12 protein-coding genes are annotated in these 12,133 nt (G+C 63.5%); 5 read left to right on the top strand and 7 right to left on the bottom strand.

The genetic code is table 11. The features are described from left to right. Positions 1-62: 62 nt before the first annotated feature. The 5 genes from ACEOAC_RS02600 to ACEOAC_RS02580 form a co-directional block, all read right to left on the bottom strand. A complete protein-coding gene (locus ACEOAC_RS02600) occupies positions 63-1,547 on the bottom strand; it encodes a DegQ family serine endoprotease (RefSeq protein ID WP_006461315.1) in 1,485 nt (494 codons plus the stop codon). A gap of 167 nt (positions 1,548-1,714) precedes the next feature. Further along, positions 1,715-3,058, bottom strand: a complete 1,344-nt coding sequence (locus ACEOAC_RS02595) for an ATP-binding protein (protein WP_077236260.1) — start codon at positions 3,056-3,058, stop codon at positions 1,715-1,717. Then, positions 3,055-3,711, bottom strand: a complete 657-nt coding sequence (locus ACEOAC_RS02590; protein ID WP_241813686.1) for a response regulator — start codon at positions 3,709-3,711, stop codon at positions 3,055-3,057. Before ACEOAC_RS02590 ends, ACEOAC_RS02595 begins: the two co-directional genes overlap by 4 nt. Positions 3,712-3,732: 21 nt before the next feature. Then, positions 3,733-3,927, bottom strand: a complete 195-nt coding sequence (locus tag ACEOAC_RS02585) for a DUF2905 domain-containing protein (RefSeq protein ID WP_006461312.1) — start codon at positions 3,925-3,927, stop codon at positions 3,733-3,735. A gap of 10 nt (positions 3,928-3,937) precedes the next feature. Continuing rightward, positions 3,938-5,098, bottom strand: a complete 1,161-nt coding sequence (locus ACEOAC_RS02580; RefSeq protein ID WP_413443194.1) for a class I SAM-dependent methyltransferase — start codon at positions 5,096-5,098, stop codon at positions 3,938-3,940. 44 nt (positions 5,099-5,142) lie between these two features. Here ACEOAC_RS02580 and ACEOAC_RS02575 point away from each other — a divergent pair, with 44 nt between their 5' ends. Together ACEOAC_RS02575 and ACEOAC_RS02570 are read left to right on the top strand one after the other, a co-directional pair. After that, positions 5,143-5,910, top strand: coding sequence for an SDR family oxidoreductase (locus ACEOAC_RS02575; RefSeq protein ID WP_006461310.1), 768 nt, complete (start codon positions 5,143-5,145; stop codon positions 5,908-5,910). A 17-nt stretch (positions 5,911-5,927) separates the two neighbouring features. After that, positions 5,928-6,323 carry a dihydroneopterin aldolase gene (locus ACEOAC_RS02570; RefSeq protein ID WP_413443195.1) on the top strand — a complete coding sequence of 132 codons (396 nt, stop codon included), beginning with the start codon at positions 5,928-5,930 and terminating at the stop codon, positions 6,321-6,323. A gap of 69 nt (positions 6,324-6,392) precedes the next feature. On the opposite strand, the gene ACEOAC_RS02565 is transcribed toward ACEOAC_RS02570, so the two are convergent. After that, positions 6,393-7,025 carry a YitT family protein gene (locus ACEOAC_RS02565; RefSeq protein WP_413443196.1) on the bottom strand — a complete coding sequence of 211 codons (633 nt, stop codon included), beginning with the start codon at positions 7,023-7,025 and terminating at the stop codon, positions 6,393-6,395. Then, the gene (locus tag ACEOAC_RS02560; RefSeq protein ID WP_413443197.1) at positions 7,018-8,208 is read right to left on the bottom strand and encodes an amino acid aminotransferase; all 1,191 of its coding nucleotides are present in this window, start codon (positions 8,206-8,208) and stop codon (positions 7,018-7,020) included. Before ACEOAC_RS02560 ends, ACEOAC_RS02565 begins: the two co-directional genes overlap by 8 nt. A 338-nt stretch (positions 8,209-8,546) precedes the next feature. Between ACEOAC_RS02560 and ttcA the strand changes: the two genes are divergently transcribed. The 3 genes from ttcA to galE all read left to right on the top strand — a co-directional run bounded on the left by ttcA (position 8,547) and on the right by galE (position 12,086). Continuing rightward, positions 8,547-9,512: a tRNA 2-thiocytidine(32) synthetase TtcA gene (gene ttcA, locus ACEOAC_RS02555; protein ID WP_413443198.1), complete on the top strand. Its 966-nt coding sequence runs from the start codon at positions 8,547-8,549 to the stop codon at positions 9,510-9,512. A 452-nt stretch (positions 9,513-9,964) separates the two neighbouring features. Next, positions 9,965-11,041, top strand: coding sequence for a CDP-glucose 4,6-dehydratase (gene rfbG / locus ACEOAC_RS02550; RefSeq protein ID WP_174616835.1), 1,077 nt, complete (start codon positions 9,965-9,967; stop codon positions 11,039-11,041). Between the two features lie 34 nt (positions 11,042-11,075). Further along, complete coding sequence (gene galE, locus ACEOAC_RS02545; RefSeq protein ID WP_413443199.1) at positions 11,076-12,086, top strand: UDP-glucose 4-epimerase GalE; 1,011 nt, start codon at positions 11,076-11,078, stop codon at positions 12,084-12,086. Positions 12,087-12,133 lie beyond the last annotated feature (47 nt).

The raw sequence follows: 12,133 nt of genomic DNA, 5'->3' as shown, positions 1-12,133 counted from the left end.
TCACTGCGTACTACTGACTGCTCACCGGTACTACCCACTGCTAAAACGTCAAATCATTTATATCAATTCAGCGCCAGCGGCACGAAGATCTTCTCGTCGCCGCGCTCCACCAGCAGCGCCACATTCTTGCCGGCTTCGGTAGCCAGCTTGCGCAACTGGGGCACGCTCGTGACCGGGGTGCCATTGAGCGCCAGGATCACATCTCCACTCTGGATGCCGGCCACGGCCGCAGGTCCGCTGGCGTCTTCCACCAGCAAGCCCTTCTGACCGCCGAGTTGAGCCTGCTCATCCTTGTCCAGCGGACGCACCGCCAGCCCCAGGCGCCCCTGGTCATCGCTCTTGCCCGGCTTGGCATCGTTCTTGGCCTGCTTCATCTCGCCCACCGTCACATTGAGGGTGCGCACCTTGCCGGCCCGCATCACTTCCATCGGCTTGCTGCTGCCCGGGGCGGCGTCGGCCACCAGCGTGGGCAGATCCACCGAGTGATCAATGGCATGACCATCGAAACTCAGGATCACGTCGCCCGGTTGCAGACCCGCCTTGTCGGCCGGACTACCCTTCTCCACCGAGCTGATCAGGGCACCCTCGGACTTCTTCAGACCGAAGGAATCCGACAGCGCCTGGTTCAGGTCCTGCACGGACACCCCGAGGCGGCCGCGTGTCACCTTGCCATGCGTGACCAGCTGCTGCTCCACCTTCATCGCCACATCGATCGGGATCGAGAACGACAGGCCCTGGAAGCCACCGGTCTGGCTGTAGATCTGCGAATTGATGCCGATCACCTGACCATTCAGATCGAACAGCGGGCCACCCGAGTTACCCGGGTTGACCGCGACGTCGGTCTGGATGAAGGGAACATAATTGTCGTCCGGCAGGCTGCGCGACTTGGCGCTGATGATGCCGGCGGTGGCGGTATTGTCGAAGCCGTAGGGCGAGCCGATAGCCAGCACCGGTTGTCCAACCTTGACCCGCGACGGGTCGCCGATCTGCACCGTCGGCAGGTTCTTCGCATCGATGCGGATGACAGCGATATCGCTCTGCTTGTCGATGCCCAGCACCTTGGCCTTGAACTCGCGGCGGTCGGTCAGCTTGACCACCACCTCCTGGGCACCATCGACCACGTGGGCATTGGTCAGGATCAGACCATCAGGCGAAATGATGAAACCCGAACCAAGTCCATGCATCACCCGCGGTTGCTGCGGCATCTGCAGCTGCGGCCCGAAACGCTTGAAGAATTCGGAGAATGGGTCATTGGGGTCCACACCGTTGTCGTCATCGTCGGACACCTTGCGTGCCTTGCCGGTCACGCTGATGTTGACCACGGCCGGGCCGTAGCGCTGCACGATGCCCGAGAAATCGGTGGCCGCCGCGACCACCGGTCCGGCCGGGGCAGCGGACGCGGGGCTGGCCGCCACCAGCGGGGCACTGACCGCGGCCGCCTGCGCCGATGGCAGGTCGGCGCCACGAAAATAGACATAGCTGCCGCCGACCACTGCGGCAATCATGACGGCCAAAGTGTTACGAACAAAAACAATGCGACGGCTCATCTTCTTCTCCTTGATCGAACGCGATATCGATGGTCGGGCCGGTTCACCACACTTGTGGGACCCACTTGCCTCAACCGTTGGAGTGAAGATTAAGCAGTGAAAATTAAGGCAGACTTAAGGCAGAAAAAAGAAGCATCCTGCCTCGCAGGTGGCCTGCCTGGCGTCGCCTAGGCAGGCAGCAGGACGAAGTCGACCCTGGCCTGCAAGCCCTTGCCGGTATTGACCAGGGTCACCGGTACGCGGTGCAGGTCGGCGATCTGGCGCACGATGGCCAGTCCCAGGCCGCTACCGAAGGCGGCACGATTGCTGCTGGCATCCTGCGCACCGTGTGGCCGCTGGGCGCGATAGAAACGATCGAAGACACGCGGCAATTCGCTCTCGGCGATACCCGGTCCGCTGTCCTGGATGACGACCGTGCAACGACCGGCAACGGACAGATCGACGCCGACATCGACCACGCCGCCCGCGGGCGTGTAGCGCAAGGCGTTATCCACCAGATTGTTGAAGAGAATGCGCAGGGCATCGGCATTGCCTTGCACCTGCAGCGGCCGGCCATCATCACCTGTATCCGATAGCCCCAGATCGATGCCGCCATGCTCGGCCACCGACGACAGGTCACCTACCACGGTGGCCAGCAGCGCGCGCAGATCGACCATCGCAAAGCCCATGGCATCGGGTTCCTGGCGCGCCAGGGTAAGCAACTGGTGCACCAGGTGGGAGGTCCGCTCCAGGCCGCTCTTGAGGTCCGCGAAAGCAGCCCGGCGCTCCTCCTCATCGCTGGCACGCTCGGCCAGTTGCGCCTGCAGACGCAGGGCGGTCAGCGGCGTGCGCAATTCATGGGCGGCGTCGGCGACGAAGGCGCGCTGGGTTTCGGTGGAATGCTTCAGGCGCGCCAGCAAGTCATTCAAGGCATGCGTGAGCGGCTGGATTTCCTGCGGCATGCCCACGTCCGACAAGGGCTGCAGCGAATTCATGTCGCGCGCGGCCACTTCGGCGGCGGCCTTGCGCACCGGCGCCAGCCCACGACTGACCGCCACCCACGACAACACCCCGATGAGGGGGAACAGCAAGAGCAAAGGCACCACCGTCTTGACCGCCATCTGCGCGGCGATCTCGTCGCGTGCGCTCTGCGGCTGCGCCACCTGCACCACGGTACTGCCGATCTGCGCGCTGTAGACGCGCCACATGCCATTGGGCCCGCGCACATTGGCAAAGCCCAGTTCGGCCTGGCGCGGCATGGCGCCACGGGCATGCGAGTGGTAGATGACGGAGCCACGACTGTCCCAGATCTGCATCATGATCTCGTCCTCCAGCTCAGGGAACTGCTGCCCCGGCGAGATCGGCGAGAAGGCCTGGCGCGGCAGCGAGGCCGCGATCTGGCGCATCTGGTAATCAAAGATCTGGTTGGCCTCGCCACGCGCCTGGAAGTACAGCGCCACACCGGCCAGCACGATGATGGAGAACAGGCCCAGTCCCAGCCACAGCAACAGCTTGTTGCGGATCGATTTCATGCCGGCACCAGGTAACCCACGCCGCGCACGTTCTTGATGAAGTCGCTGCCGACCTTCTTGCGCAGCGCGTGGATATGCACCTCGACGGCATTGCTCTCGATGCTGTCGTCCCAGCCGTAGAGTTTTTCTTCCAGCTGCGCCCGCGACAGCACCACGCCGGGACGATCCATGAAGGCCTGCAGCAGCGTGAATTCACGCGCCGACAGGTTGACCGGCTTGCCGCCCACGGTGACCTCGTGGGTGGCCGGATTCAGTACCACCTCGCGCACCTGCACCAGACTCTCTGCCCGCCCCGCCTGACGACGCGAAAGGGCGCGCATGCGGGCCGACAGTTCTTCCAGGTCGAACGGCTTGATCAGGTAATCGTCTGCCCCAGCATCAAGCCCGGCCACGCGGTCGGCCACCGCGTCACGCGCCGTGGTGATGAGTACCGGGATGCCGTTGCCGCGCTCGCGCAGCGTGCGCAGCACCGCCAGGCCATCCTTTTGCGGCAGGCCCAGATCCAGCAGCATCATGGCGTAATCCTCGGTCCGCAGGGCGACATCGGCCGACTTGCCGTCCTGCACCCAGTCGATGGCAAAACCGTCCTGGCGCAAACCCTTGCGCACGGCTTCGCCCACCATGGGATCGTCTTCCACCAGCAATACGCGCATGTCGCAGGCTCCTTGTCGGATTCAGAGTAGCTTCGCCAGCAGGAACACCACCACCGAGATCAGGATGGTCGAGGCAAAGGGCAGCGAAAAGATGCGGCCGAACAGACGGAAGCGCAAGTCCCCCGGCAAGCGGCCGATGCCCAGCTTCTCCAGCCAGGGCAGCAAGGTCGAGAACACGATGACCGAGAGAAAGATGACGACGATCCAGCGTATCAAGCGCTTCTCCTCAGAGTCGGTGGGTGCGGTCGTGACGCAGCATGCGGGCCGGCCATTCGACGTTCTTGCCGATGGCCAGCACCTTGAACAGCTCGCCCATCTCGGCCGGGGAAATCAGTTTCTGCATGCCGTTGGCCAGCGGCAGGTAACGCAGGCTATCCTCGGGCGACGTGCGCAGCAGCAGCTCGCCGATGCCGGCATTGAGCAGGAAGGCGCCCTGGCTGGTATAGGCCAGCACTTCGACGCCCTCTTCCACCGCGGCCACCGCCATCGCGGTGAAATCGACGTGGGCCGTGATGTCCTGCAGGCCCGGCCAGTAGAACGGATCAGGGTGGGCATGATGGCGGTAGTGACACATCAGCGTCCCCTGGTCACGATCCTGCAGATAGTATTCCGCAGCCGGGAATCCGTAATCCGGCAGGATCGCCAGGCCACCTGCGCCCCGGGCCAGCATGCGGCCCAGCGTATGCATGAAACCGATGGCCACTGGCGCCAGTTCGGTGAGATAACCCTGCGGCAATTCATCCGCATCGGGAATCTGCGCCACCGGCAGATCGGCCACGGCACGGTCCTCGAAGCGCAGGCGCCCCTGGGCATCACATGCCACGCCGCGCTCCAGCCAGCCCTCGGCCGCCTTCGCGGCCAGCCGCACCGGCATGGCGTCCAGCACCTCATTGCCCACCACCACACCGGAAAAGCTTTCCGGCAAGGCATCGAGCCATTCCACCACTGACGTGAAAGCGGCCAGCGTTGCCTGTTGCTGTGCGCGCAACTGCGCCGAGATTTCCACGATGAAATATTTTCGCGGCAAGGCCTCCCGCAACTGCAATTCGCTGAGGATGTCCCGCGCCAGCTTGCCGGTACCGGCGCCGAATTCCAGCAGCACGTTGTCCACCTCGGGACTGGCGGCGATCACCTCGGCGGCCAGGTGGGCCAGCGTGGCGCCATACAGGGGCGAGATTTCCGGCGCGGTTGTAAAATCCCCCTCTTTGCCCAGCTTGGCCGAACCACCGCTGTAATAGCCCACCTGGGGCGCATACAGGGCCAGATCCATGTAACGTTCGAAGGAAATCCAGCCACCGGCGGCGGCGATCTCGCCGGCGATCAGTTGCTGGAGGGTGTGCGAGGCCGACTGTGCGTCGGCGCCTGGTTCGGGTAGTTGCAGTTGCATGGGCCGTATTGTATTGGAGTATCGGACTATTGGAGACCTGGAGCATGAGCTCATCCACTTCAGCCGGCGTTGCGCTGGTCACTGGCGCGGCGCGGCGCATCGGCAGGCATATCGCCCTGGCACTGGCGCGGGCCGGCTGGGACGTGGCCGTTCACTACAACCGTTCGCGCGAAGAGGCCGACACCCTGGTGCGCGAGATCGAAGCCCTGGGGCGCCGGTCACTGGCCGTGCATGCCGAGCTGGGCGACCAGGCCCAGGTGAGCAGCCTGCTGGCCCAGGCTGCACCGCTGGGACGCATCCGTTGTGTGGTCAACAACGCCTCGCTGTTCGATTTCGATGACGCCGCCAGCTTCGGCAACGAACGCCTGCTGCGCCACATGAGTGCCAATGTCGGCGCCCCGGTGTTGCTGGCGCAGGCCTTGTACGAGGCCACGGCGGAGGGCGAACAAGCCGTCGTGGTCAACCTGCTGGACCAGAAACTGTACAATCCCAATCCCGACTTCCTGTCCTACACCCTGTCCAAGGCTGCCCTGCACAGCGCCACCACCCTGCTGGCGCAGGCACTGGCGCCCAAGGTCCGGGTGGTGGGCGTGGCGCCCGGCCTGACCATGGTCTCGGGCGACCAGACCGAGCAACAGTTCGACCGGGCGCACACCGTCACGCCCCTGGGCCGTGGCAGCACCCCCGAGGACATCGCCGCTGCCGTCTGCTACGTGGCCTCGGCGCGGGCCGTGACGGGTACCACCCTGCTGGTCGATGGCGGCCAGCATTTGCTTCCCCTTTCGCGCGACGTCATGTTCGTGGCGAAATAACCTTTACATTTCTGATCATGCTCTTCCTGTCCCATCCTTCCCTGCAAGATTGCCGCCGCGTGTTCCTGCGCAACTACGAGGTGTTCATCAACATCGGCGTGCACGAGTTCGAAAAGAAGGGTGAGCAGCGCATCCTGATCAACGTCGACCTCTACGTCCCGCTGGCCGATACCACCCCCACCGCCGACCATCTCGACGAAGTGGTCGACTATGACTTCATCCGCTCCACCATCGCCCAGCGCATGGCACGCGGCCACATCCACCTGCAGGAAACCCTGTGCGACGACGTGATGACGGCCATGCTGGCCCACCCAAAGGTGCGGGCGGTCCGCGTCTCCACCGAAAAGCCTGACGTCTATCCGGATTGCGATTCGGTGGGCGTCGAGACATTCCGTATCAAGACCGGGGGCTGATTCTGGCTTTCAGAAACAAAAACAGGCGTCCCCGCCAAGGGACGCCTGTCTGTTTCATGCGGCGCAACACTACATTCCCATATACCTGCCCGCCCGGTGGTTCAAGGCAATCACCAGATTGGCAGTGACCGCACCCAGGATGGATGCCAGCAAGACCCGGGGCATTACCACCAACAGCGAACACAGCACGATCACCACGTCCACGCCCATCTGCAGCTTGCCGGCACGCAGGCCGTAACGGTCCTGCAGGAACAACGTGACTACGTTGATCCCGCCAAGGCTGGCGCCATGGCGGAACAGCATCACGAATCCCACCGCCATCAACAGGCCACCCAGCACCGCGCTGTAGAACAGGTCCAGCTTGCCGTAGCTGATGAAGTGCGGATGCATCAACGAAAAGCCGGAGACCAGCGCCACCGCGCAGAAGGTCTTGCCGGTGAAGCGCCGGCCCATCCGACGAAACGCGAAGTAGTAGAACGGAATGTTGATGACGAAGAACACCACGCCAAACGGCAGGCCCGTCAGATAATGCGTCAGGAAGGCCAGGCCGGCGGTGCTGCCGGTCAACAGGCCCACCTGGCTGTACATGTTTACCGCCAGCGAGACGAAGAGCGTGCCGGCCACCAGCGCCAGTACGTCTTCATAGCTCTTGTGGCGGATATCGGCCGCAACCACTGCGGCCTTGCCTGCCACTTCAGCCACGCAGCACCTCGGCCATGGTCTCGGCCACGCGTGCAACGTTGCTGTCGTTGAGGCCGGCCACGCAGATTCGGCCCGTGCCGACAGCGTAGACACCGAACTCTTCGCGCAGACGGTCCACCTGGGTGGACGTCAGGCCAGTGTAACCGAACATGCCGTTCTGGCGCAGCAGGAAGGAAAAGTCCTGATCCGGAACCGCGCTCTTGAGTTGCGAGGCCAGCTTGACGCGCATGTCGCGCACCCGTACCCGCATCTCCTCGACTTCGGCGCGCCATTGCGTGGCCAGCTTGTCGTCGCCCAGTACATGCGCCACCAGCAGCGCACCATTGCGCGCCGGGCTGGAGTAGTTGCGACGCACGGTCAGCTTCAGTTGGCCCAGCACATTGGCCGCCTGGCCTGCCTGCGGGCAGAACACCGACAACGCACCGATGCGCTCGCTGTAGAGCGAGAAGATCTTGGAGAAGGAATTGGAGAGGAAGAACGGAATCTGGCGACGCACCGCCTCGCGCACCGGCCAGATGTCTTGGTCCAGACTCTCGGCGAAGCCCTGGTAGGCCAGGTCGAAGAAGGGCAGCAGACCGCGCTTTTCGAGCACATCGACGATCTGTTCCCACTGCGCGCGGGTCGGATCGACGCCGGTCGGATTGTGGCAGCAGGGGTGCAGCAGCACCACCGCGCCCTTGGGCAGGGAATCCAGCTTGGCCAGCATGCCCTCGAAGTTCAGGCCCTTGGTCTGCGCATCGTAGTAGGGGTAACGCTCGGTCTTGAAGCCGGCGCCTTCGAAGATGCCGACGTGGTTGTCCCAGGTCGGGTCCGGCAGCCAGATGGTGGGCTGCGGGAAGAAACGCGCGATCAGGTCGGCACCCACCTTCAACGCACCCGAGCCGCCCAGGGTCTGCACGATGGCCAGATGTTCCGCCGAGGGCAGATCCGCACCGAAGAGCAGCTTGGCCACCGCCTGGCGATAGGCGGCATGGCCTTCCATGGGCAGATAGACGTAGGGCGCGCCGGCTTCGGCCACCGCCGCGGCAGCGGTGCGCACCGAGGGCAGCACCGGCACCACGCCACGGCCATCGGTATAGATGCCGATGGAAAGGTTGACCTTGTTGCTGCGCTCGTCGCGCTGGAACTGTTCCATCAGGCTCAGGATGGGATCGCCGGCATACGGCGGGAGATGCGAAAACATGAGGACCTCGTCAGATTGAGAAACGCCGATGCCGGTGCAGCCGAGCTTTACCGGCAAAACCGCCATGGTAGCGCGGCGCGGGGAAAATTTCCTGCTTTGGGTTGGGTTGATCGCCGGTTCACAGGACTTTCTTCAGGCACGGGTAGCAGAAGATGCGGCCTGAATGCCACGTTTTGCGCAAGGCGCACTGCCCGAACGCGCCCCGCCCATGGCACGAACCGGCGCTGCATGAGAAAATGCCGGTCCTCCGCCCGTGCCCAGCCATCTTGCCTGTTTGTCAACCGGCAGACTTTGCGTTGGCGCGGCAGCAACAGCCTACCGATTGAAGGAATTCCCCCATGAACGACATTGCGGCCGCAGTGCAACTGTCCGACCTGACCCAGCTGCCCGGGCTGGATGAGCCGTCCACGCCGGCTGCCGGCGCGCATGCGGAAGTGACGGCACGCGGTTCGCGCCGCTTCGAGATCCTGGAAAAGGGCATCCGCCGCATGACCGGCCGTGCCATCGCCGACTTCGACATGATCCGCGACGGCGACGTCATCATGGCCTGCATGTCCGGCGGCGCCGACAGCTACACCATGCTAGAGACCCTGCGTTACCTGCAGACGGTGGCACCGGTGAAGTTCGAGATCATCGCCGTGAACCTGGACCAGAAGCAGCCGGGTTTCCCCGAGCACATCCTGCCCGCGTATTTCGAGCGCATCGGCGTGCGCTACCGCATTGTCGAGGAAGACACCTACAGCATCGTCAAGGACAAGATCGCCCCCGGCAAGACCACCTGCTCCCTGTGCTCGCGCCTGCGCCGCGGCATCCTGTACCGCGTGGCCAAGGAACTGGGCGCCACCAAGATCGCCCTGGGCCATCACCGCGACGATATCCTGCATACCTTCATGCTCAACATGTTCTATGGTGGCAAGATCAAGACCATGCCGCCCAAGCTGATCGCCGACGATGGCGAGAACGTGGTAATCCGTCCGCTGGCCTATGTGCGCGAGCCGGATATCAAGAAGTACGCGGCCGCCATGGAATTCCCCATCATCCCCTGCAACCTGTGCGGATCGCAGCCCAACCTGCAGCGCCAGGCCATGCGCGAAATGCTCAATGAGTGGGAAAAGGCCAATCCCTTGTGGATCAAGAGCATGTTCACGGCCATGGCCAACATCACGCCATCGCATATGCTGGACCGTAGCCTGTTCGACTTCGGCAGCTTCCAGCCGGTTGCAGGCAAGCAGGCCGCAGGCGACACCCTGTTCGATCGCGACGACCAGCTCGACCAGGGGCAATCGGTGGTCAGTCTGCTCTGATTCCCAGCCCGACTGGCGTCGTTCTCACGCTTGCCACACCCGCTGCAAGACTTAGGATGACGAGACACCGCGTATCACCTCATTGCCCGGAAGCCCGCCTGCAAAGCGGCTTCTGCGGCCAGCGCGGGCGCCAGCCAAACCCAAAAAAGTAAATTTTTGTTGTCATCCGGCTATAGTCGGGGATTGGACGACAAATACCCTCCTCTTCCACGCTTGAAGGCAAAAAACCGCATGTTCTAATCTGACCCATCGTAGTGAGCTGCCGCGAGGGCTCGCTGCCAGGTCAGAATAAAGACAACCATGCAGTCGTGGTTTCGCAGGGAAAACGTGATCCCGACACGGAAAATACCGGGAGGCCGAGCCGCCACCGACGTGCCGGCCGCCGCGTGAAACATCGCACCCACGCCTCTGCACCCGAACGACTCTCCGCCCTACGTGTAAGAGGCTGCCTGATGGCTCATTTTTGGCGCGACAAGCGCGTTTTCATCACCGGTCACACCGGCTTCAAGGGAAGCTGGCTGACTCTTTGGCTGCACCTGATGGGCGCCAAGGTCAGCGGCTATTCGCTGCCGGCGCCGACCAATCCCAGCCTGTTCCACCTGGCGCGGCTGCACAATTGCGTGCAGACCACCACCGGTGACGTGCGCGATCCCAAGCACCTGGCCGAAACGCTGGCGGCGGTGCAGCCGGACATCGTCTTCCACCTGGCCGCCCAGCCGCTGGTACGCGACTCCTACAGCACGCCCCTCGATACCTACGCCACCAACGTGATGGGGACCGCACACCTGCTGGAAGCAGTGCGCCACACTCCGTGCGTGCGCTCGGTGGTGGTGGTCACCAGCGACAAATGCTATGAAAACCGTGAATGGCTGTGGGGCTATCGCGAGGACGACCCGATGGGCGGCCACGACCCCTACAGCAGCAGCAAGGGCGCGGCCGAACTGGTGACCTCGGCCTATCGCCGTTCCTTCTTCGCCAAGGACCCGGAGAACCCGGTCGGCATCGCCAGCGTGCGCGCCGGCAATGTCATCGGCGGCGGCGACTTCGCAGCCGACCGGCTGGTGCCCGATTTCGTCCGTGCATTGGAAAGAAACGAGGCCGTGAGCATCCGCAACCCGCATGCGGTACGCCCCTGGCAGTTCGTCCTGGAGCCACTGTCGGGCTATCTGCAGATCGCCCAGTTGCTCTATGAGCACGGCGGCAAGTATGGCGAGGCCTGGAACTTCGGCCCGGCCGACACCGATATGCAGACCGTCAGCCAGCTCTGCGCCACCTTCAATCATTCCTTGCAGAAGAATGACGTGATGCCGGTGGAGGTAAGACTGGAGCCGCAACCGCAGGGCCCGCATGAGGCCGGCACGCTGCGGCTGGACATTTCCAAGGCCCGCCAGCGCCTGGACTGGATTCCCAAGATGGAGCTCTACACCGCGCTGGAGCTGACTGCGCAATGGTATGCCGGCTACCTCAACAACGAGGATCTGCGCAGCCTGAGCGAGAATCAGATCGCCTTCTACCAGAGTCTGACATAATCTCCGGGTTACGCACCCGGAGAACTGTCAGCTCATGAACATCCTCGTCACCGGCGGCGCCGGTTATATCGGCTCGCACACCTGCGTGGAACTGCTCAATGCAGGCCACGAAGTCATCGTCTTCGACAACTTCTGCAACAGCAGCCCGGAATCGGTCAAGCGGGTACAGCAGATCAGCGGCAGGCAGGTCTCCCTGGTCAAGGGCGACATCCGCAATCGCGACCAGCTCGAGAGCGTGCTGCGCGAATTCAAGTGTGATGCGGTCATCCACTTCGCTGGCCTGAAGGCGGTGGGCGAATCGGTGGAAAAGCCGCTGATGTACTACGACAACAACGTGGTCGGCACAGTGCGCCTGCTGGAAGCGATGGAAGCGACCGGCGTGAAGACCATCGTCTTCTCCTCCTCGGCCACGGTCTACGGTGACCCGCAATACCTGCCGCTGGATGAAGCCCATCCGCTGTCGGCCAGCAACCCCTACGGCCGCAGCAAGATCGTCATCGAGGATATGCTGCGCGACTATTACCGCGCCCATCCCGACTGGAAGATCGCGCTGCTGCGCTATTTCAATCCGGTTGGCGCACACGAGAGTGGCCTGATCGGTGAAGACCCCAACGGCATTCCCAACAACCTGATGCCCTTCGTGGCGCAGGTCGCCATCGGCCGCCGCGAGAAACTCAATATCTGGGGTGGCGACTATGCCACACCCGATGGCACGGGCGTGCGCGACTTCATCCACGTCGTGGACCTGGCCCATGGCCACGTCGCTGCCCTGCAGGCACTGACCACGCCGCAATGCTTCTCGGTCAACCTCGGCACCGGCATCGGCTACAGCGTGCTGGACGTGGTCAAGGCCTACGAAAAAGCCTGCGGCAAGACCTTGCCCTATACCATCGCCGATCGCCGTCCTGGCGACATCGCCTCCTGCTACGCCGATCCGGCCCAGGCCAGGGAAAAGCTCGGCTGGGAGGCCCGCCTCGGTCTGGACGCCATGTGCGCGGATTCGTGGCGCTGGCAGCAGAAGAATCCCAACGGCTTCGTCGGTTAGCAGAGCCGGGGACTTCCGACGGTATGCGTCGCGGGACCACCGAGCTG

Source organism: Herbaspirillum frisingense, assembly GCF_047325095.1.
GTDB lineage: Bacteria > Pseudomonadota > Gammaproteobacteria > Burkholderiales > Burkholderiaceae_D > Herbaspirillum > Herbaspirillum frisingense.
This window is presented reverse-complemented; position numbering and strand designations above follow the sequence as displayed.